At 62.8% G+C, this 19946-nt stretch carries 19 protein-coding genes and 2 tRNA genes; 7 read left to right on the forward strand and 14 right to left on the reverse strand.

Annotated elements, in window-relative coordinates; all coding sequences use genetic code 11:
* Positions 1–179 precede the first annotated feature (179 nt).
* Entirely contained in the window at positions 180–1805 is a 1626-nt protein-coding gene (gene ppx, locus RW095_RS24100; protein ID WP_317021452.1) for an exopolyphosphatase, read from the forward strand.
* A gap of 111 nt (positions 1806–1916) precedes the next feature.
* Here the strand turns inward: ppx and RW095_RS24105 are convergent, their stop codons facing one another.
* From RW095_RS24105 to RW095_RS24135, 7 genes are all read right to left on the reverse strand, one after another.
* Positions 1917–2729 (reverse strand): GNAT family N-acetyltransferase, encoded by an 813-nt coding sequence (locus RW095_RS24105; protein ID WP_317021453.1) that lies wholly within the window; start codon positions 2727–2729, stop codon positions 1917–1919.
* A gap of 196 nt (positions 2730–2925) precedes the next feature.
* Positions 2926–3384 (reverse strand): SixA phosphatase family protein, encoded by a 459-nt coding sequence (locus RW095_RS24110; protein WP_317021454.1) that lies wholly within the window; start codon positions 3382–3384, stop codon positions 2926–2928.
* Between the two features lie 275 nt (positions 3385–3659).
* Positions 3660–3736: transfer RNA gene (locus tag RW095_RS24115), tRNA-Pro, on the reverse strand.
* 73 nt (positions 3737–3809) lie between these two features.
* Positions 3810–3968, reverse strand: coding sequence for a DUF3309 family protein (locus RW095_RS24120; RefSeq protein ID WP_020069447.1), 159 nt, complete (start codon positions 3966–3968; stop codon positions 3810–3812).
* 493 nt (positions 3969–4461) lie between these two features.
* A complete protein-coding gene (locus tag RW095_RS24125) occupies positions 4462–4638 on the reverse strand; it encodes a hypothetical protein (RefSeq protein WP_317021455.1) in 177 nt (58 codons plus the stop codon).
* 362 nt (positions 4639–5000) lie between these two features.
* Positions 5001–6362, reverse strand: a complete 1362-nt coding sequence (locus RW095_RS24130; protein ID WP_317021456.1) for an MATE family efflux transporter — start codon at positions 6360–6362, stop codon at positions 5001–5003.
* Positions 6359–6667, reverse strand: a complete 309-nt coding sequence (locus RW095_RS24135; protein WP_317021457.1) for a DUF2288 domain-containing protein — start codon at positions 6665–6667, stop codon at positions 6359–6361. The genes RW095_RS24130 and RW095_RS24135 overlap by 4 nt, the downstream gene beginning before the upstream one ends.
* 112 nt (positions 6668–6779) lie before the next feature.
* Here RW095_RS24135 and RW095_RS24140 point away from each other — a divergent pair, with 112 nt between their 5' ends.
* The gene (locus RW095_RS24140) at positions 6780–7520 is read left to right on the forward strand and encodes a pentapeptide repeat-containing protein (protein ID WP_317021458.1); all 741 of its coding nucleotides are present in this window, start codon (positions 6780–6782) and stop codon (positions 7518–7520) included.
* An 840-nt stretch (positions 7521–8360) separates the two neighbouring features.
* Here the strand turns inward: RW095_RS24140 and RW095_RS24145 are convergent.
* The 3 genes from RW095_RS24145 to RW095_RS24155 form a co-directional block, all read right to left on the reverse strand.
* Positions 8361–8687 (reverse strand): hypothetical protein, encoded by a 327-nt coding sequence (locus tag RW095_RS24145; RefSeq protein ID WP_317021459.1) that lies wholly within the window; start codon positions 8685–8687, stop codon positions 8361–8363.
* 173 nt (positions 8688–8860) lie between these two features.
* Entirely contained in the window at positions 8861–9577 is a 717-nt protein-coding gene (locus tag RW095_RS24150; protein WP_317021460.1) for a peptidoglycan DD-metalloendopeptidase family protein, read from the reverse strand.
* A 174-nt stretch (positions 9578–9751) separates the two neighbouring features.
* A complete protein-coding gene (locus tag RW095_RS24155) occupies positions 9752–10660 on the reverse strand; it encodes an aldose epimerase family protein (protein ID WP_317021461.1) in 909 nt (302 codons plus the stop codon).
* Positions 10661–11293: 633 nt separating this feature from the next.
* On the opposite strand from RW095_RS24155, the gene RW095_RS24160 reads away from it, so the two are divergent.
* Positions 11294–12124 carry an undecaprenyl-diphosphate phosphatase gene (locus RW095_RS24160; protein ID WP_317021462.1) on the forward strand — a complete coding sequence of 277 codons (831 nt, stop codon included), beginning with the start codon at positions 11294–11296 and terminating at the stop codon, positions 12122–12124.
* Positions 12125–12192: 68 nt separating this feature from the next.
* Positions 12193–12269 (forward strand) — tRNA-Arg (locus tag RW095_RS24165).
* Between the two features lie 76 nt (positions 12270–12345).
* On the opposite strand, the gene RW095_RS24170 is transcribed toward RW095_RS24165, so the two are convergent.
* Together RW095_RS24170 and RW095_RS24175 are read right to left on the reverse strand one after the other, a co-directional pair.
* Positions 12346–12729, reverse strand: a complete 384-nt coding sequence (locus RW095_RS24170) for a DUF427 domain-containing protein (protein ID WP_128595559.1) — start codon at positions 12727–12729, stop codon at positions 12346–12348.
* Between the two features lie 234 nt (positions 12730–12963).
* On the reverse strand, positions 12964–14541 hold the full coding sequence (locus RW095_RS24175) for an acid phosphatase (RefSeq protein WP_317021463.1): 1578 nt from the start codon (positions 14539–14541) through the stop codon (positions 12964–12966).
* A 213-nt stretch (positions 14542–14754) separates the two neighbouring features.
* Between RW095_RS24175 and RW095_RS24180 the strand changes: the two genes are divergently transcribed.
* The gene (locus RW095_RS24180) at positions 14755–16191 is read left to right on the forward strand and encodes a cytochrome-c peroxidase (protein WP_317021464.1); all 1437 of its coding nucleotides are present in this window, start codon (positions 14755–14757) and stop codon (positions 16189–16191) included.
* 77 nt (positions 16192–16268) lie between these two features.
* Here RW095_RS24180 and RW095_RS24185 read toward each other — a convergent pair whose 3' ends face one another.
* Positions 16269–16508, reverse strand: a complete 240-nt coding sequence (locus RW095_RS24185; RefSeq protein WP_317021465.1) for a hypothetical protein — start codon at positions 16506–16508, stop codon at positions 16269–16271.
* A gap of 306 nt (positions 16509–16814) precedes the next feature.
* Between RW095_RS24185 and RW095_RS24190 the strand changes: the two genes are divergently transcribed.
* Together RW095_RS24190 and RW095_RS24195 are read left to right on the forward strand one after the other, a co-directional pair.
* Complete coding sequence (locus tag RW095_RS24190; RefSeq protein WP_128589665.1) at positions 16815–17204, forward strand: RT0821/Lpp0805 family surface protein; 390 nt, start codon at positions 16815–16817, stop codon at positions 17202–17204.
* Between the two features lie 82 nt (positions 17205–17286).
* The gene (locus RW095_RS24195; protein WP_317021466.1) at positions 17287–17736 is read left to right on the forward strand and encodes an NUDIX hydrolase; all 450 of its coding nucleotides are present in this window, start codon (positions 17287–17289) and stop codon (positions 17734–17736) included.
* Positions 17737–18028: 292 nt separating this feature from the next.
* Here RW095_RS24195 and RW095_RS24200 read toward each other — a convergent pair whose 3' ends face one another.
* The gene (locus RW095_RS24200; protein ID WP_317021467.1) at positions 18029–19738 is read right to left on the reverse strand and encodes a glutamine--tRNA ligase/YqeY domain fusion protein; all 1710 of its coding nucleotides are present in this window, start codon (positions 19736–19738) and stop codon (positions 18029–18031) included.
* Between the last annotated feature and the right edge of the window lie 208 nt (positions 19739–19946).

Raw genomic sequence — 19946 nt, forward strand, 5'->3', positions numbered from 1 at the left:
ATATGGAGGCACAAAGACGCTCGGAAATTCTCACAGTATGATGACGTTGTTATGACATTCTCAATGTTTTAAATTCTACGCTGTATTCCTCGCCTGTCGTCAATATGACGCAGTCCGTATGGGACCATGGGGCAGCCCCATCTCCGCGAGGTGACATCGTGAGTTCCGGTACGCTTAGAATGGCGTCTTTGAACAGCGCGGCCGGTCGCAAGGCGCAAGGAATCTCGCGTGGAGGTCCCGCCTTGCTCACATCCACCGCTGCCGCGCTCGCGCGCATGGAGTCCGCATACCCGATGGTCAATACCCCACAACTCCTTGCTGCCGTCGACCTTGGTTCGAACAGCTTCCGGCTGATCGTCGGCCGGGTCGAGGAAACCGACGCGGGCAGCCAGATTTATCAGGTCGATGCGTTGCGTGAGCCGGTGCGGCTCGCCGCCGGTCTGTCGCGCGACAAGATGCTCGATCGCGCGTCGCAGGTCCGCGGTTGGGATGCGCTCAAGCGCTTTGGCGAGCGGCTGCGCGACTTTCATCCCGACCACGTTCGCGCGGTCGCGACCAACACATTGCGCATTGCGAAGAATGCCGGCGAATTTCTCGGCGAAGCACAAGCGGCGCTAGGCTTTCCAATCGAGGTGATTGCCGGCCGCGAGGAAGCGCGGCTCATTTACGCCGGGGCAGCACACTCCGTGCCTGCGAGTCCGGGTAAGAGGCTCGTTGTCGACATCGGCGGCGGCTCGACGGAGTTCATCATCGGCTCGCATTACACGCCGATCAAGATGGAAAGCCTGTATATCGGCTGCGTGAGTCATAGCCGGGCGTTTTTCCCGTCAGGCAACGTCGACGAATACACGATGCGTCAGGCCGAGCTTGCTGCGGGCCGGGAAATCCAGATCATTTCGGCTGAATACAAGAAGACTGGCTGGGAGCAGGCAATCGGTTCGTCCGGCACCGCGCGTGCCCTTGCGGAACTCGTCGAGGCCAACGGGTTTAACGATGCTGGCATCACGCACGGCATTTCGCGCGGAGGCCTGGAGCGTTTGAAGCGTGCGTTGATCAAGGCAGAGAACGTCAATCGTCTGAAGCTGGTTGCGTTGAAAGGCGACCGGATTCCGGTGCTGGCGGGCGGCCTCTCGATCATGATCGCGGTGTTCGACGAACTGGGCGTCGATTATGTCGATACGACCGACGGCGCATTGAGACTCGGCGTGCTCTACGATCTGCTCGGTCGTTCGCAGCACGAAGACATGCGCACGGTCACAGTGGAAGGCTTCATGCGCCGCTATGGCGTGGATCGTCCACAGGCGGGACGCATCGGCGAACTTGCAGTGCGCTTTTACGATCAGTTCGTGGAGCCCGACGAAGAACGCCGCGCAGAAAACCGCATGTTTCTAGGCTGGGCGGCGGCGTTGCATGAAATCGGCTTGTCCATTTCGCACAGCGCGTATCACAAGCATTCGGCTTATATCGCGAGCAACGCAGACATGCCGGGCTTTTCGCGCACCGACCAGGCGCGGCTTGCGGCGCTGGTGCTCGGTCATGCAGGCAAGCTCGGCAAGCTGTCGCAAACGCGCGAAGTGGAGTGGCCGCTGCTGTTCTGCTTGCGCCTCGCGGCACTGTTATGTCGCCGGCGTGCGGATGTCGGTCTGCCTGGCATCACGGTCGCGCAGGCCAACGGCGGTTATGAGGTGCGTTTGCCTAACGAGTGGGTCGCCAATAATCCGCTTACTGACTACAGCCTGATCCAGGAAGCCGCGGAGTGGGAAAAAGTTGGCATTCCGTATCGAGTGGTCTATACGGACGAGTGACGTGTCGACGTTTCGTTCTGTCAGCACGTCGACAGAGCATGCGGCACATGAAGAAAGGGCCGGTTCTTACCGGGCTTTTCCGTTTCTGCTTGCACGATCGCTCAGGCGTTGTCAGCGCGGTAATGCATCGCCGAGGAAGTGGCGCGCATAGCGTGCGTTGATGTCCGACAGACGGAACAGCGTCAGGAAATCGGCCGTATTGAAGTCGGGGTCCCATGCGGGCGCGCCGCAAATTTTCGCACCTAAGCGCAGATATCCTTTGACGAGCGGCGGCGGCGCCACATCCGCGCCGGTCTGCAATTCGTCGACGGGCAGCGGCGTATGCGGAAATGCGCGATACTCCGGCGCGGTCAGCGCGCTATCGCGCAGCGAGCAATAGAGATTCGCTGCATAGTGGCCGCCGTCGACCATCGCAACGCTCGCGCAGCCGAGCATCGTCTCGTAGCCGTTGTGCTTCATATAAGCCGCGAGTCCAGCCCACAGCGACATGATGACCGAGCCGCTGCGATAGTCGGCGTGCACGCACGAGCGGCCGACTTCGACCATCTTCGCGCGCAAGTGAGTGAGACGCGAGACATCGAACTCGCTTTCCGCGTACAGACGCCCGATGCGCGCCGCCTGATGCGGCGGCAACGCGCGATATGTGCCGACCACCTTCAGGGTGTCGAGGTCGCGCACCAGCAAGTGATCACAGTAGGAATCGAACGGATCGACGTCGAGGCCTGCAGGGCCGCTCAGGCGAGCGCCCATTTCGTCGGCGAACACGCGGTAACGCAGACGCTGCGCCTCGCGAAGCTCTTCGTCGGTGCGAGCCCACGTGACTCGCAGCCGGTGCTGGGCGGTGACCGTCTCTTCGGCGCGGGGCAGGCGACGCGACTCGAAGATCGAAGCGAGGGGCAGGGTAGGCGTCGGCAGTTCTCGCATTGGGGCGTCCTGGTCGAAAAAAGGATGAGTCTTTTTTCGCCAATGTAGTAACGCCCGGTGACGCTCGCATGGCAAAGCCATGACGATTGGATGACTGTATGAAAGCTGCGTGTGCCGCTTCTCCCGCGCTTGGTGTGCCATGTACGCGCCGCGCCGGGTTTTGCGGACGTTCGCCGCGCGCAGTTCGCCGATCGGATTAGACGAGTTCGGGCGTCATCGCTGCGTGCAGGACCGCCTGGTCGTCGCCGTGGCGCTCGCGGCTGGCGATCCACCATAGGCCCGCTTTCTTGAGCGGCCAGCTTGCGTCGCTGTTTGCAAGCAGCTTTGCGGCGACGTGCCCGAGCGTCGGCTGATGACCCACGATCACTACCGTTTCGGCAATGCCTTTCGGCCAGCCGGATGCATTGAGCACGTCATATGCGCTTGCATTCGGCGCGAGTTCGCGCACGACACGGTATTGGTCGCTCAACGTCTCCGCGGTCTGGATGGTGCGCACGGCGGGGCTGGCGAGGATCACGGCGTCGTCGGGCAGACGCGTGCGCAGCCACTTGGCGACGTTTTGCGCCTGCTTGCGGCCGCGGGTGGTGAGCGCGCGGGCGAGATCCGTGGCGGCGTAGTCCTCGGCTTCGGCGTGACGCCAGAGAATCAGGTTCATGCGTGGCTCCTCGAGTCTGGGTGCGGTGGGAGGCGTTGCAGTGCTTTGTGCTTCCCGCTGCACGGTTGCAATGCTTGGGCGCGGACTTATAGTCGAGCGGGCGGGCGCTTTGTCCATATTCCTGACGGCTGGCTGAAGTGCGCTTCGCATTGCAATTGTTTAGCAGATCGCGAGCCTGGCCTCGGGCTCATCCCCGGATCATTGCATGCAAAAAGCAAAAACCCGCGAAGCCGGAGGCGACGCGGGTTTTTGATGATGCCGTTCATGCTTTTTCGTGGTCGGAGCGAAAGGATTCGAACCTTCGACCCTCTGATCCCAAATCAGATGCGCTACCAGGCTGCGCTACGCTCCGACGAATCCGAGATTCTACGTGGCTTTAGGTGCCAGAGTCAATCGCGAATTGCGTCGAAGCGAAAAGAGCCACGTCATATGCGTCCCATGAGAAGCAAAACGATGACGATGATCAGCACGACGCCGAGCAGGCCGGTCGGGCGATAGCCCCAGCCGCTGCTGTACGGCCAGGTCGGTAGCGCACCGATCAGCAGCAGGATAAGCACGATGAGGAGGATGGTTCCAATTGTCATTTGAGTTCTCCCTGTCCGGCCCCGATGGATGCTGGGCCGCATGATTTCGTTGATCCGGCGCAGGTTGCCTGCCGCGATTAGCGACGTGCAGCGTGCGCGCTCATTGCAGCCAGGGAAGCAGCAATGCGCGTGCCTAGGGGTGGGTGATGCCTGTTGCCTGTGCGGAGCGTTAGCGAGAGGCCGTGCCTCTCAGGCCGGACGCATTAGAGGTGTAAGAAACGCAGTCGTTGCGGTTGGAGGGGGAGGAGACGTGGTGAGGCGCAGGAGGGCGCGCATAGACGACGCAGGACCGGTGGAGGCGATACAGGACCAGACGAGCCGGGCGGACGGGACAGGACCAGGCGTGACGCGATCGGGCGTGACAGGATCAGCCGTGACAGCGCTAGGCGCCGCACGGCAGCCGGGACACGACCAGGCTCCGCGCTTCGAACGACACAACAGCACCCGGCCCGCAACCGCGGGACAACCTGCAATGAATCAGGGACAACAGCCTTCAGTGCCGGCGGCGCTTCCAGTGCGGCATGTGCATGTGCTGATGAGTCAGCCAGTGATGCAGCATGCCTTCGCCGTGTTCCCGTCGATAGGTCTTCGATTCAAAAATCGAAAGTGCGAGCAGCACGGCGAGGCCTATCCCGAGTCCGACCAGACCGGCGACCGATTCAGCGTCCATGGCAGTCTCCTTTGGCGTTCTGCTGTGACTTTATATTAGGTCACGCATCGCGAAATCGCAGACTGACTGCGCGCGCCGCGTCATGGAGCGAGCGTTGCGGGTAGACTTCCGCGCTCCGTTGCTCCTTCTTGCATTCCTTTTTCGTTAAAGAGACTACCGCCTATGTTCCGTGTTTCGATGATCGCGTTGTTGCTGACCGCCAGTGTCGCGGGCTGTGCGAATGGACCGTCCGGCCACCACGCGGTCCCGCCGCAGGATCCCGCCGATTATCACGGCGTGCCCACCGACACCCGCCCGCCCGCGATGGTCCCCCCACCGGCCGCACGTTGAGCGCGTGAGCGGAAAACCGACGCGCCACGCCGCTACGCCCCCACGCTGCCGACTACTTTCGACAGATGACGCGCAAGCGTCAGCCCGCGCGCGGCCATGAAGACCAGCATCGCGGCCCACAGACCATGATTGCCGTACAGCATGAGCAGCGGCCACGAGGCGCCGACGAAGATCGCGAACGACAAGACCATCGACGTCATCAATTCTCGCGTGCGCGTCGCGCCGATAAACACACCGTCGAGTACATAGCCGCCCACAGATACCACCGGCGAGAGCGCCGCCCAGGGCAGATAGCGCTCGGCCGTGGCACGCACGGCCGCCTGATCGGTCAGGCGCTCGACGATCCACGAGCCCGTGCCCGCGTACACGAGCGCGAAACCAAGCGCGCCGAGCGCCGACCATAGCGCCGTAACCTTGATGGCCTGGACGAACGCGTGCCGGTCGCGCGCGCCGATTGCCGCGCCGACCAGCGCCTCCGCGGCGTGTGCGAAGCCGTCGAGCCCGTAAGCCATGAAGGTCTGGAAGTTCAGCAGCAGCGCGTTCGCGGCGAGCGTCGCGTCGCCCTGTTTCGCTCCGAGGTGCGCAAACCAGCCGAACGACAGCAGCAGGCACAGCGTGCGCAAAAAGATGTCGCGATTGAGCACGATCAGGCGTCGCAGCGCCGCGGCGTCGAAGAGCGCCCGGCGGTCGAGGGCAGGCAGGCCGCGCGGCCTACCGTGCCACAGCAGCGCCGCGCCTAGCACGAAGCCGAGCGCGTCGGCGGTGGAAGTGGCCGCGCCGATTCCCGCGACGCCCCAATCGAACGCATACACATACAGGAACACAGCGACGATGTTCACGCCGTTGATAAACACTTGCGACAGCAGCGCCAGACGCACGCGCTGCGTGCCGAGCAGCCAGCCGAGCACCACGTAGTTGCCGAGCGCGAGCGGCGCGGCCCAGATGCGCGCGTGGCAGTAGAGGCGTGCGTTGCGCTGCACGGCGTCGCTTCCGCCGATGGCGCGCAAGGCGTAATCGATCAGCGGTACTTGCAGCGCGAGTACCGCGGCGCCGATCGCGGCCGCGAGCAAAAGTGCCCGCACGACGTTATCGCGCAATGCCGCGTGGTCGCCGGCGCCGTGCGCTTGCGCGACGAGGCCGGTCGTGCCCATGCGCAAAAAGCCGAAGCCCCAGAACACGAAGTTGAAGAAGAGTCCGCCGAGCGCGACGCCGCCGAGATACGACGCTCCGTCCAGATGACCGGCGACGGCGGTATCGACGGCGCCGAGAATCGGCTGCGTCAGATTGGCGAGAACGATCGGAAATGCAAGCGCGAGCACGCGGCGGTGCCAGCGCACCGGCAGCGCGGGCTCCGTATGCTCGGTGTGCTCGGCCGCAGACGCCGCTTTGCTCAATGGCGTTCCTGCACGCAAATCCACGGAGAAACGACGACGGCCCACAGGTCGGGATCGCGGGCGGCGATGTCCGCGGCGGTTTCCGATTGCACGCGCTCGACAAGCCCCGCCGACAGCCATTGCGTGATCTGCGCGGTGTCGTCGCTGGCAATGGCTTCGGCCACGCTCACGAGATCCAGGTCGCTCGCGACGCGTAACAGCATGCCCCGCGCGAAGAAGCGTTCCAGTTCCAGCCAGCCGATTTTCGCTGTTTCGGCGAGGAGCTTGGCGTACAGGGGGCTATGGGCGGCGTCGTTGGAAGTCATCGTAAGCGGTTTCTGGCGGGGGTCGATACTATAAACCATCGGCCAGGCAGCCGGCGCGGCACGCATTCCGGTACGCTTGGGCCCTTCGCAATTCGTCCGATTCTGAACCTTCATGTCACTCGATTCAACCGCGCCGGCTCCGGGCGCGCCAGCTTATGAAGTGGCCGGCGCCACGCTCACTCGCGCCGACGTCGAGCGCCTGATCGCGGCGAGCGCGATCGCCAGCAAGCCCGCAAGCGGCGCGCCGCTCGTCTTCAAGGATTGCGATTTCGAAGGCGCGGATCTGTCGCGGCTCGACTTGCGCGGCGCGCAGTTCCACCGCTGCACGCTTGCCGAGACTTCTTTTTTCGGCGCAACGCTCGCGCAGACACGCTGGGTTCGTTGCCGCGCGCGGCAGGCCGATTTTGCATCGGCGGATCTCGTGGATGCGGCATTCCAGTCGAGCGACCTGAACAACACGACCTGGCGGCGCGCCAAGCTCGCGTCCGCGTCGTTTCGCGGCTGCAAGCTGACCGGTGCGAACTTCGAGGCGTGCACGGCGCTGGGCCTGAGTTTCGTCGAAACCTTGCTGGTCGGCGCGCATTTGCGCGGCCTGTCGTTTCGCAAAGCCACGCTGCATCAGCTCGATTTCTCCGACGCCGACCTTGCGGGCGTCGATTTCCGTGAGGCGATTTTCGACGGCGGCAGTTTGAAAGACGCACACCTGAAGGGCGCGCGGTTCGACGGCGCCGATCTGCGCGAGGCTGACTTGAGCGGCGTGCGGCTCGTGGACGCGGCACTCTTCAAAGGCGCGACCATTTCGCATCTGCAGGCTGCGGTGCTCATCACCGAGCTGGGATTGCGAGTCATGTAACGCCGCCGTGCAAGCCGGCCGGATTATGACTTTCGGCTGACTTGTACGGCGCCGCACGAATGACTAACATCTGATTTATTCAACGCGCGAGAACATCGATTTTAAGCCGCTTATTTGTCGGCGGATTTGAAGCCGTTTTATGGTTTCGCCATTCGCGGATTCTCGCGCAGGGTAATAGGGCGTGCGCGAAGTGCGGAGAATTCGATTATTTAATTGAATTGGTGCGGTGGCGCACCAAGCGTTTTGGACGTCAGCGGCGTGCGAATAAGGAGAGTTGTTGGCGCTGAAAACAACGGCTCATTTTCCTCAGCCTTGTTGCGGGGGAATGCGCCGGAACCTTGCTGCTAAAGGGTCTGCGGGCGTATTAACAGACTTCAATCGCGAGACTAATAAGCTTCCGACTGCCAGGCCGGTGTGATTTCTCCGGCGGTTATTGCCTATGTTTTCGGTTCACATAATGCGAAATCCGTGCGTCGCATCACATTACCTTCGAAATTAATATATTGCGCTTGTAAAATCGGGTTGTTAAATTCCGTTCTGGCGCATGGTGAACCGGTCCTTTGCCGATATGCGCCGAACCCCCGTTAGCCCGGCCTCGCGCCGGGCTTTTTTTTGGGGCGGCTTTTTAATTGCCGTCACTGCGATTACACACGCCGCGCGGATCATGAAACCTTACCTTTCCTTTCCTCGGTTATGAGCTGGGTAATCATATTCGTTGCCGCGTGGCCAATTGCATTCGGCGTACTGCTTGCCTTCGCCGCGCGCATCGAACCGCGGTCGGGGCGTTGGGTGCGCGGCCGGCTGCACTTCCGGCGATCGGGCAGCGCGGTGGGGTCCGCCTTACTGTTTGCAGCGAACCACCATCGAACGGTTTTTCACGTTCGCGCCAAAAATTCCGCCGACGGTGCCACCTGAGGTGGCGCCGTTATCGACATCTTTCGACACGACGTCGTAGCCATAATTGCCGCAGACTTCGCCGGCGCGTTTGTAGCATTCGGCCCAGCTCGTGCTGGCGTCGCTGCCGCTGCAGTTGATCGCAAAGCCGGTCTCGCCGCTCGGCAGATAAGTCATGGTCGTGGTGGTCGAGCAGCCGCCGAGGCTGCCCAGGGTCAGCAGGCCCAGACCGATCGCTGCGGCCGTCGCCACGGACGCAAATGCGCTCTTCATTGCAGATTCCCTTACAGATGACATGAAAGACGTGGCACGAAGCCACGCGTGTCGGATTGAGCGTTTATAGCACGCGGGGTTCCCCAGCCAGCCCATGCAACGCGGTGCATCGGGATGCGCGGACTCGGGCTTCGCGGACCAAGCGGCGCGCCGACTGCAAGCTGCCGCCGCGTCTAACGCGGGGGCAGCGCACGCGACGGGTCGATCGAACGGCCCTGATAACGCAGCTCGAAGTGCAGCATGACGCGATTGGTATCCGTGTCGCCCATCTCGGCAATCTTCTGGCCTTGCGCGACACTCTCGCCTTCCTTCACGAACAGCACGCGATTGTGCGCGTAGGCGGTCAGATACTCGGCGTTGTGCTTGAGAATCAGCAGATTGCCGTAGCCGCGCAGCCCGTTGCCTGCATAGACGACCGTGCCCGCCGCCGCCGCGACCACAGGCGTGCCCGCTGGAGCGGAAATGTCGATGCCCTTCGAATTGCCGCCGTCAAAGCCGCGAATGACATTGCCGCTCGTCGGCCACACGAGCGAGATCGATGAGGCAGGCGGCGAGGAGGGCGCGTTGTCGGACGGCGCGGGACGCGGCGCGGCCGTAGTACTCGCGTTCCCATTGCCGCTGCTGCGCACGGCGCCGTTCGTCGATGCCGCGCCGTTGGGCGGATCGACACGCAGTACTTGCCCGACCTCGATGCTGTCCGGGTTCGTCAGGTTGTTCCAGCGCACGATGCTTTGCACCGACTGATGGTGACTACGCGCGATCTTCGACAGTGTGTCGCCCCGTTCGACGCGATAAAAGCCCGGCCCCACCGGCGTCGACCCGCACGCGGCGATGAACGCCACCAACGACACGCACGCGAGTCGTTTGATGATTCTTGTTGTTTCAGACATTGGACCTCGCAAAGCGCTGCCGCGCGCCGATCCCGATCACGTGGCAGGTAGATACAAAGCGTCCGATTCTAACGGTTTTGCGTTGCAGCATCGAAAAAACGGGCATTGCGCGCCGTCCGCACCGCGCGCAATGGAGCCGTGCGCATTGTCGGTTCGCGTCTGCATGCGCCGCAATCAGTCCAGTTTGCCGACGCTGATGCGCAGCGCCGCGATTTCGGTTTTGCCCGGATCGAGCCAGCGCAGGCCCATGCCGTTATGGATCGCGTCGGGCAGACCGAGCCACGGTTCGACGCAATAGAAGTCCGACTCCGCCGCTTCGGTCCATGTCGTGACCGCGTACCAGGGTACGGAGTTCGGCCGCTGCAGGTCGATGGTGATGACGCGGCCGAGACCCGGTGCGATCAGCCGAACAGGCTGTTCCGGAGCGCCCATGAGGCAGTGAAAGCGGTCGTGAATGCGCGCTTCGTCGAGCGTGTAGCGCGCTTCGCCCAGCTCGGCCGCGCTGATCGAGCCGTCTGCTTGCTGGAAGCGCCGTTCGGTGCGCGGCAGTTCGAGCGACGTTTCGGCACGCTGCGTGTGCGGCAGCGTGAAGTAGAAGTGATGGCCGGCGTAATAAGGCAACGGTGCATCGCCGGTGTTGGTGGTGGTCAGGGTGACTTCAAGCGTGTGCGCGTCGATCAGCGTGTAGGCCGCCTCGAAGCGGAAGCCGAACGGATAACCGCCGCGCGTTGCCTCGCTATCGGTCAGCACGAGGCGCAGGCCTGCACCGTGCACGTCGGCGTGGGCGTCGAACGGAAGGTCGCGTGCGAAGCCGTGCATGGGCAACTCACGGACCGTGCCTTGCGCGTCTCGCCAGTATCCGATCTTGCCGTCCACGCGATGGCGTCCGAGAAACGGAAACAGTAGCGGGTTGCCGCCGCGGATGCGCGCGGGCTGACTCCAGTCGGCGTGTTCGGGCCAATGGATCACCTCTTCGCCGTCGATGCTCCACGAAAGCAGACGGCCGCCGGCTTGCGGCGCGAAGCGGAGCACGGAGGCGTCCTGAGCAATCTCGAGAATGTCCTGCTGCGGTGAAAGAGGCATGGTCGATGGTGTGATGAGTAAGTGTTAGACGCGCCGGACGCGACAGCCGGTACCGGCCGAAGCGACGATTTTGCTCTGCTTTACGCTACGGGGAAACCCTTCTCGGGAAATTGCGGGTGTCGCAAGCAGGCGATCGTTGTTGATAATCCGTCTCACTGCCCGGTGATATCTACCGCCGGGCGAGATCGCTCAGGAGGCGTTATGGATCTCGCAATGGCAATGGGTGTCGCTCTCTTCGGCATGTTCACCGCAAGCACGGCGTATTTCTTTTACAAGCTCGAGCGCTGATCTCTACGCTCCGCCTGAAGCTGCGTGCGACACGCCGCGTCGCGCATGCGAGCGGCTTGCGGATTGGCTTGCGGTTCGTAAGGTTGCCGCCTCCTCGAACGCGCTGATCCCGCGCTTCGCCGTTAGACGATTGAAAGGGCTGCTGTCCCTCAGCGGCCCTTTTCGTTTGCGTTGCGCGTAGCAAGCCTTTCATGTTGTGACGCAGCGCGTCAATATCTCCCCGAATGTGGCCCAAACGCTTGGCGCTGACTTGCCAGCCAGGCATAATCGGTGCGCTTTTGAACGCGCCGGGTATTTCGTTTTGCGGCGCGCTGTCCCCGACATCTTCCTTACAAGGACTGCCGCGTGAATCTGTCGTTTCTTATCTTCCTGAGCGTGCTGCAAGGCGTGACCGAACTATTCCCGGTCAGCAGCCTCGGGCATACGCTGCTCGTGCCGGCATTGTTCGGCATGCATATCGATAAACACGCGCCGCAGTTGCTGCCGTTTCTCGTCGCCTTGCACCTCGGTACGGCCTTCGCGCTGCTGTGGTATTTCCGCGCGCGCTGGTGCGCGCTCGTGCGCGGCTTCTTCGCGTCTTTCGGCGGCCGTCGCAACGACGATGCTCACATGATGTGGGCGCTCATCATCGGCACGATTCCGGCCGGGCTCGTCGGCCTGCTGCTCGAAAAGCGGCTCGAGCGGATTTTTCACGACCTGCGCATCGTGGCGATTGCGCTGATCGTCAACGGCGTGCTGTTGTGGGTGGGCGACCGCCTGCAGCGCTCGCGCGCGCATCAGGCGCCGGAGAAAATGGGTTTTGGCCAGGCGTTCCTTGTCGGGCTCGCGCAGGTCGGCGCGCTGATTCCCGGCTTCTCGCGCAGCGGCCTCACGATGATCGCCGGCAATGCAGCTGGCCTCACGGCGGAGAAAGCCGCGGAGTTCTCGTTCCTGCTCGGCACGCCGATCATTTTCGCGGCCGGCTTGCTCGAGGTGCCGAAGCTTTTCCATGCGCCGGGCCAACTCGCGGACGCGCTGCTCGGCGGCGTGCTGACCGCCATCGCCGCGTATCTGAGCGTGCGTTTCCTGATGCGCTATTTCGAAGGCCGCGGACGTCTTGCTTCGTTCGGCGTGTACTGCGTGATCGCGGGCATCGTGTTCCTCGGCTGGTTTGCACTGCATCCGCAGCCGGTCTGATAATGTTCGATGTGCCCGCCGCGTTCTGGCGGGCATGAGGCGATCGGTTATAATCCGGGCCGACCTTTGCGGCGGTAGCTCAATTGGATAGAGCACAGGTCTTCTAAACCTGAGGTTGTGAGTTCGATCCTCGCCCGCCGCGCCATTGTCTGCATGTCATGAATCCCATCTACCGAATTCGGTGATGGGATTTTTTCATTGCCTTGCGTTTATGCTCGCCCTTAGGACAGCGCTTGCACGTCGATTGAATCGACGCGGTCCGGATAGAACGCGAGATGTTGGGCTATCTCTTTCACGGCCGCATACGGCGACTCGTAGGTCCACACTGCATTGACCGCACGCTCCCCACCCGGCGTGATGCTGTAGTACGCACAATCGCCTTTATACGGACAGTAGGTCGTGTGGTCGGTGCGCGTGAGCAGGTTCATGTCGGCGTCGTTGCGCGGAATGTAGTACACCGCCGGATAGGACGCTTCGCGCAACACGAGCGCCTTTTGCGTGTCGGCGATCACGCGGCCCGCCACCGTGACGACGACGCGAGCCCGGGCGGGTTCGACGCTAATCGGATGATCGGCGCCGGGGACCTTGATGGTTCTTTCAGTCATGCTGTCGAACTCCTGATGATCGGGCGAAATGACGTCGACGCAAACCGTCGAGCGCTCTAGCGCAGCATACGCTCGTCGAGTGCGATGCGCCGTGCCGACGCTCACCGCTCGTCAGGCCCGGGCCACGGCTCGGGTCTATGCGTCTCGCCAATAAAAATGGGCAGCCGAAGCTGCCCGTCGAAAGCCGCGCCGCAAGGCCGGCTGTTGCTTACCAGTGCTGGTGCGCTGACGCGCTTACTGCCTGACGTTCAGCGCGGCGGTCAGATCGCCCATCGGCTTGCCGCCGTTGGCGACGAGCGCCGCGTCGCGCGCCGCGATGCCCGGCAGCGTCGGCAGCGAGAAGCGGTGCGTGATGAAGCGCAGGATCGAAGTCGTGTCGTATTGCGTGTGATCGACGAAACCCTTCTTCGCGAACGGCGAGATGACGAGCGCCGGAATACGCGTGCCCGGACCCCAGCGGTCGGCCTTCGGCGGCGCGACATGATCCCAGAAGCCGCCGTTTTCGTCGTAAGTGACGACTACCAGCATGTTGTTCCACTGCGGGCTCTTCTGCAGATGCGAAATCACGTCCGCGATATGCTGGTCGCCCGACGCGACGTCCGTATAGCCCGGGTGCTCGTTCAGGTTGCCTTGCGGCTTGTAGAACGTCACTTGCGGCAGCGTGCCGCTGTCGATCGCCTTGATGAACTCCGAGCCGCCGAGACCGCCGTCGAGCAGATGCTGGGAGCGGTTTGCCGTGCCCGGCGCGAGATCGGCGAAGTAATTGAACGGCTGATGATGCGGCTGGAAATTAGGCGCCGTCAGATTCGCGCCGTAAATCACGTTCGACGTGCCGTTCTGCGCGGCGCTCAACGCCGCGCCCCACGCGCCGCCGTACCACGCCCACGACACCTTCGCATTGTTCAGCAGATCGCCGATGTGTTGCTGCGTCTGTGCCGGCAACGTGGTGGCCGCGCCCGGATCGGCGAGATTCGCGTCGCCGCCCGAGGCCGTCTTGTTCCCGCTCGGTTGATACGGCGGCTGCATCGTGTTGATCGCGTAGAAGTCAGGCGTGAGGTTGCCGGACAGCACGAACTTGGGCGGCCCATTGAGCGACGAAGCCGGCGAATTGGACGCAACCTTGAGCCTCGCGCCGTCGCTTTCGACGGCCGAAATCGAGCTGGCCGCCGGACTCTTGTCCGCGTTCGGATACGTCGGCGTGCAGGCGCACACGAGCCACTGGTGATTGAGAAACGAGCCGCCGAATGCGCCCATGAAGAAGTTGTCGGCCAGCGTGTACTGCTGCGCGATTTTCCACAGCGGCAGCTTGTCCGCATTGAGCGTGTAGTGGCCCATGACGAGGCCACCCGAGTCGGCCCATGCGGCGAACTTGTCGTTCTTGCCGCCGTCGATCTGCATCTGGTTCTCGTAGAAGCGGTGATACAGATCGCGCGTCGTCGCGGTGATCGGCGTGTTGAAACCATTGGGGTCGTCGATCGCGAACGGGCTGTTCGGCAAATTGGCCGTCATGGCCTGCGTGACGACCGGCGTCACGCCGGTTTGCGTGAGGCCGTTCCAGACCTGCGGCAGCGTCGCGAGCGTCGAGCCGTCGCGATCCAACTGCTTCGCGCTCGCCGCGCTCACGTTCTGCAAACCGTTGGCGCCGGGGAAGTTGCCGTACAGGTTGTCGAAGCTGCGGTTTTCCGCGTAGATCACCACAACGGTCTTGATCGACGTGATGTCCGGTTGCGTGATCTCGTTGCCGCCGCATGCATACAGGCTTAATGCTGCAGCGATCGCCAACGGCGCCGCGCAGATCAGTTTCTTGTTCATCTTGGTAAGTTCTCTCTCTCGCGTTTGGGGACGGGCCGCGTGCGTTTGATAGCTCGGTGACCGCCCGCGAAAGTGTGGCTATGCAATTTGACAGAAAGATGTATTCATTACGAATTGCTTCGGCGCGGGAGTTTCTGTGGGCCGGATGTCATCTGAACGTCATATCGATGAAATACGCTCGCGGACTTCATATCGCACATTCACATCATTCACATGCGGCTCGGTCTGACGGGGATCCGGAAAACAGTAGCGCCTGACGCGGCGCTGTCGCGCGCGAGGCCGGCGGTCAACCGCGGATTTCGCGCGATAGCGTTTGCGTTCGCGGGCATGGCGGTGAGCATGAGTCTCGCTGGCTGCGATGCCGGCGCGCCGGCCGTTGCCGCCGATGCGGGCGCCAGTGCGGCGCGTGCTTCGGTGGATTCCGCTGCGGCCGTCGTGCGGGTTGCTGCGCATGAGGTGACGCATGAGGTGACGCAACAAGCGGCGCACCAGGCGACGCCGGGCGGCGGTCAATCGCGCCCACAAGTCTACGAATCCGTCCGGCAGATGACCGCGCTCGGCAAGCAATTGTTCTTCGACCCGTCGCTATCCGGCTCGGGCAAGCTCGCGTGTGCGTCGTGCCACAGTCCTGACCACGCGTTCTCGCCGGCCAACTCGTTGTCCGTGCAACTGGGCGGCGGCGACATGCACCGCACCGGCATGCGCGCGGCGCCGACGCTCAAGTATCTGCAATCGGTGCCGGCGTTCGCCGAGCACTATCACGAGTCCGACGACGAAGGCGATGAAAGCGTCGATGCCGGTCCGACCGGCGGCCTCACGTGGGACGGCCGCGTGGATCGCGGCAGCGACCAGGCGCGCATTCCGTTGTTGTCGTCGTTCGAAATGGGCAGCTCGCCGGCGACGGTCACCGCCGCGGTCAAGGCTGCGCCGTATGCAGGCGCCTTCCGCGCCGCGTTCGGCGAACATATTTTCGATAGCGACGACGCGACTTTCAACGCCGTGCTGCAAGCGCTCGAAACCTTCGAGCAGACGCCCGAAGTTTTCTACCCGTACACCAGCAAATACGACGCTTATCTGGCGGGAAAGACGCAGCTCACAAAAGCCGAGCTGCACGGTTTGCAACTTTTCAACGACGAAAAGAAGGGCAACTGCGCGAGCTGCCACATCAGCCAGCGGACGCTGGACGGCGCGCCGCCGCAGTTCAGCGACTTCGGTCTGATTGCGATCGGCGTGCCGCGCAATCGCGCGTTGCCCGTGAACCGCGATCCGCGCTTCCACGATCTTGGCGCATGCGGCCCTGAGCGCACCGACCTGAAGGGACGCGCGGAGTTCTGCGGCATCTTCCGCACGCCGACGCTGCGCAACGTCGCGTTGAAAAAGAGCTTCTTCCACAACGGTATCTATCATTCGCTCGAACAGGTACTGCGCTTTTATGCCGAGCGCGACACGAACCCGGAGAAGTTCTATCCGGTGTCGAAAGGCAAGGTGCAGAAGTTCGACGATCTGCCGCAGCGTTACTGGGCGAATCTGAATACGGAGCCGCCGTTCGACCGCAAGCCGGGCGACAAACCCGCGCTGAACGACGCGGAGATCAAGGACGTGGTGGCGTTTCTGAATACGCTCACCGACGGTTATAAGACGGGGAACTGACGAAGCGGCGTCGCGAGCAGCGAGTGAGTGACGCGGATGCGCGGCGGGCCCGAGTTGATCTCGCGGCCCCAGGCGCTTCAGATAGCTGCGCCGGCGACGATGAAGAAACAGGCGGTGAGCAGCAGTGCAAAAGAGATGAGCACGCATGCGATGCCGGCGCGCGTCACCAGGTTCGGCCAGCGGGGACGGCGCAGTCCGTCGATCCGGATAATGGGCCGCGCGAGACCGGGATCGCGTCGAATAGCGACCGGCACAAGCGCCACGCAAAGCAGCGCGAGTGCGACGGCGAAGGTTTCCAGTGCAACGGAGAGTTCCATGATTGGCCGGTTGAAGGGATCAGTGCGAAAGCGCAATGCGGCCAATCTTAAGAAAGCGTGCCGTCCGGCGCTATGGGAGCCATCCTAAAAATAAGAGCTGCTGCCGGTCGCGAGCTGCAGTCGCATCGCGCATTGTTTCGGCGGGTGTTTGTCGCGCGTGTCGAGCGCAACGGGGCGCCGCGGCGCAGCCCGCCAAGGCTGCTGCGAACGGACATGCTATGCTTTTGGGGTCCAGATCAAGAGCGGCCATCAGTGCGCTCGAGACCGCCCGAAACCGCAGTTGAACTTTTCCGAGGAGAACCCTTCATGTCGATGCGAACCCGTGCACTCCGTCAACTGGCTGCTGCCGGTCTACTGCTTGGCGCGGCGATCGGCGCGCAAGCGGCGAATCTCGGTTTCCTCAACGACACGCCGATCAGCTACATGAAAGAGCGTGACATCGAGTCCATCAAGCAGGCGGTCTTCGCCGCACTCGACGAAAAGCACGACGGCGAAAGCATCAACTGGGTCAATGAAGGCACGCGCAACAGCGTGAAGATCGACGCGACGATCACGATCGCGAGCACGTCGAAGGAAGGCGAGCGCACCTGTCGCGACCTCGGTGTCGTGCTCAATGCAAAGGGGCAGTCCATGAACCTGCGCCCGCAGTTCTGCAAGCAGGGCAGCGGCAAGTGGCAGTTGCAGAAGAAGCACTAAGCATGCATGCAGTCGTGAAGACGCCCGCGGGTGGTTCGCCAGCCCGGGCGGATGCCGTGAGTCGGACCCAATCGGTGCGGCGATGAGCCCGCGCATAGTCTCGTGCGGAATCGTGCTGCTCGATCCCGAAGGCCGCGTGCTGCTTGCGCACGCCACCGAGACATCGCACTGGGACATTCCGAAAGGTCATGGCGAGGAAGGCGAGGCGCCGCACGTTACCGCGCTGCGCGAGATGGTCGAGGAGACAGGAGTCGCAATCGAGCCGGAGCGTCTGAAGGACCTGGGCCTCTTCGTGTACCGGCGCGACAAGGACCTGCATCTGTTCGCGGCGCGCGCCACCGCCGATGAACTCGACCTCAGCTCCTACGCATGCACGTCGCTGTTTCCGCGCCGCTCGGACGGCAAGCTGATACCCGAGATGGACGCCTATCGCTGGACCGCGCCCGACGAAGTGGAAAAGTACGCGAGCCGCAGCCTCGCGCGGCTCTTTCAGACCACGCTTTCGCTCACGGAATTGCACCGGTCGTTATAGCGGCGACGGAGCGCCGGACGCGTTCTAACCGTGCGTTGCGGGCGTCCGCTTCGTGGGTCGGTCGCCGCGCCGGCGTTGCCGCGAAGCGCGTATCTCACCGGGCTTGCCGAATAGCGCCCGTACCGCGCCTGCTCCTGCCGGTGTTCCTGTCGACGAGGCATGACGCGAGACGGCACACAACGAAAAAGGCGTGCATCCGATGAAGCGGATGCACGCCCTGGTCGATCACTGGTGTGCGGCGAACGCCCTCTGAAGCGGTGACGCGTGCCGTTTTAGCCGTTGTCTTGGCCGCTTACGCGGGCTTGCCCCAACTGTCGCGCAAGCTCACGATCCGGTTGAACACGGGCTTGCCCGGCTGCGAATCCACGCGATCCGCGACAAAGTAGCCGTGACGCTCGAACTGATAGCGCTGTTCGGGCAACGTGCCGTGCGCGCCAGGTTCGAGGTAGGCGTTGACCACGCGCTTCGAGTCGGGATTCAGCGCTTCGAGAAAATCGCGGCCGCCTGCGTCCGGTTGCGGTTCCTTGAAGAGACGGTCGTAAATTCGCACTTCGGCCGGGCACGCGGCTGCCGCGCTGACCCAGTGAATGTTGCCCTTGACCTTGTAGTTGTTCGCGCCTTCGGTGCCCGACCGGCTATCCGGAAAGTAGTTGCAATGCACCGCGACGATGTTGCCGTTCTCGTCCTTCTCGGCACCCGTGCATTCGATCACGTAGCCGTAGCGCAGGCGCACCTTGTTGCCCGCGAACAGACGGAAATAGCCCTTCGGAGGCGTTTCGGTGAAGTCGTCGCGCTCGATCCACAACTCGCGCGAAATCGGAAACTCGCGCATGCCCTGTTCCGGATGATGCGGATGCACCGGCGCGCTACACGGCTCGGTGAGGCCCTCAGGGAAGTTGTCGATGATCAGTTTCACCGGGTCGAGCACGGCGGCAATGCGCGGCGCTTTCTCGTCGAGATCGTCGCGCAGCGCGCCTTCGAACACGCTCATGTCGATCCACGAATCGACCTTCGTCACGCCGATACGCTCGCAGAACAACTGGATCGACTCAGGCGTGAAGCCGCGCCGGCGCAGGCCGACGATGGTCGGCATGCGCGGATCGTCCCAACCGTCCACATGGCCTTCGTTCACGAGTTGCAGCAGCTTGCGCTTGCTGGTGATCGCGTACGTCAGATTCAGGCGCGAGAATTCGATTTGCTGCGGCAGCGGGCGCGTGAAAATACCCGCGTCGGCGAGCTCGTTCAGAATCCAGTCGTAGAGCGGACGGTGGTCTTCGAATTCAAGCGTGCATAGCGAATGCGTGATGTTTTCCAGTGCGTCCGAAATGCAATGCGTGTAGTCGTACATCGGATACACGCACCACGTGTCGCCCGTGCGGTAGTGATGCGCGAAGCGGATCCGGTAGAGCACCGGATCGCGCATGTTGAAGTTCGGCGACGACATGTCGATCTTCGCGCGCAGCACGTGCTCGCCTTCCTTGAACTCGCCCGCCTTCATGCGGCGGAACAGGTTCAGGTTTTCCTCTACCGAACGCTCGCGGAAGGGCGACGGCGTGCCGACCTCTGTGGCCGAGCCGCGGTTCGCGCGCATTTCCTCGGCCGACTGGCTGTCGACGTACGCCTTGCCGCGCTGAATGAGCAGCTCGGCGAATTCGTACAGCTTGTCGTAGTAGTCGCTCGCGTAGTACAGGTGCTCCTTGCCGTCTTTCTGCCACTCGAAGCCGAGCCAGCGCACGGCGTCGATGATCGAGTCGACGTATTCGACACTTTCCTTCTCCGGATTGGTGTCGTCAAAGCGCAGATGGCATACGCCGCCATAGCTGCGCGCCACGCCGAAATTCAGGCAGATACTCTTGGCGTGGCCAATGTGCAGATAGCCGTTCGGCTCGGGCGGAAAGCGCGTTTCCACGCGCTGGCCCCACTTGCCGGTGCGGTTGTCGTCGTCAATGATGTTGCGGATGAAATTGGATGCCGCTGGCGCGTCGTTGCGTTCGGTATTCATGCGAGATGGTGAAAGTCTGTCGGGGGCGCGCAATACGCCCACTTATCCGACAATTCTACCTGACGAGGCACGATGCGGCAGACGAGTGCGGTGTGCAGCCTACGCTCGGGCGGCTTTAATGGCGCGCCGCGCCGTGAGTGATGTCGAGACTCGTGTCAAGACTCGTGCGGCATTTCGGGCGCGGTTCGACGCAAAGACCGGCTGTAAC

Source organism: Paraburkholderia kirstenboschensis (assembly GCF_032806925.1).
GTDB classification, from domain to species: domain Bacteria; phylum Pseudomonadota; class Gammaproteobacteria; order Burkholderiales; family Burkholderiaceae; genus Paraburkholderia; species Paraburkholderia kirstenboschensis.

Bases quoted from the DNA above. Each gene is read 5' to 3' on its own strand.
- ppx (WP_317021452.1), top strand. From the start codon at position 180: ATGGCGTCTTTGAACAGCGCGGCCGGTCGCAAGGCGCAAGGAATCTCG.
- RW095_RS24200 (WP_317021467.1), bottom strand. From the start codon at position 19,738: ATGAATACCGAACGCAACGACGCGCCAGCGGCATCCAATTTCATCCGC.
- RW095_RS24170 (WP_128595559.1), bottom strand. From the start codon at position 12,729: ATGACTGAAAGAACCATCAAGGTCCCCGGCGCCGATCATCCGATTAGC.
- RW095_RS24180 (WP_317021464.1), top strand. From the start codon at position 14,755: ATGCGGCTCGGTCTGACGGGGATCCGGAAAACAGTAGCGCCTGACGCG.
- RW095_RS24190 (WP_128589665.1), top strand. From the start codon at position 16,815: ATGTCGATGCGAACCCGTGCACTCCGTCAACTGGCTGCTGCCGGTCTA.
- RW095_RS24125 (WP_317021455.1), bottom strand. From the start codon at position 4,638: ATGGACGCTGAATCGGTCGCCGGTCTGGTCGGACTCGGGATAGGCCTC.
- RW095_RS24110 (WP_317021454.1), bottom strand. From the start codon at position 3,384: ATGAACCTGATTCTCTGGCGTCACGCCGAAGCCGAGGACTACGCCGCC.
- RW095_RS24140 (WP_317021458.1), top strand. From the start codon at position 6,780: ATGTCACTCGATTCAACCGCGCCGGCTCCGGGCGCGCCAGCTTATGAA.
- RW095_RS24120 (WP_020069447.1), bottom strand. From the start codon at position 3,968: ATGACAATTGGAACCATCCTCCTCATCGTGCTTATCCTGCTGCTGATC.
- RW095_RS24195 (WP_317021466.1), top strand. From the start codon at position 17,287: ATGAGCCCGCGCATAGTCTCGTGCGGAATCGTGCTGCTCGATCCCGAA.
- RW095_RS24135 (WP_317021457.1), bottom strand. From the start codon at position 6,667: ATGACTTCCAACGACGCCGCCCATAGCCCCCTGTACGCCAAGCTCCTC.
- RW095_RS24145 (WP_317021459.1), bottom strand. From the start codon at position 8,687: ATGAAGAGCGCATTTGCGTCCGTGGCGACGGCCGCAGCGATCGGTCTG.
- RW095_RS24155 (WP_317021461.1), bottom strand. From the start codon at position 10,660: ATGCCTCTTTCACCGCAGCAGGACATTCTCGAGATTGCTCAGGACGCC.
- RW095_RS24175 (WP_317021463.1), bottom strand. From the start codon at position 14,541: ATGAACAAGAAACTGATCTGCGCGGCGCCGTTGGCGATCGCTGCAGCA.
- RW095_RS24185 (WP_317021465.1), bottom strand. From the start codon at position 16,508: ATGGAACTCTCCGTTGCACTGGAAACCTTCGCCGTCGCACTCGCGCTG.
- RW095_RS24150 (WP_317021460.1), bottom strand. From the start codon at position 9,577: ATGTCTGAAACAACAAGAATCATCAAACGACTCGCGTGCGTGTCGTTG.
- RW095_RS24105 (WP_317021453.1), bottom strand. From the start codon at position 2,729: ATGCGAGAACTGCCGACGCCTACCCTGCCCCTCGCTTCGATCTTCGAG.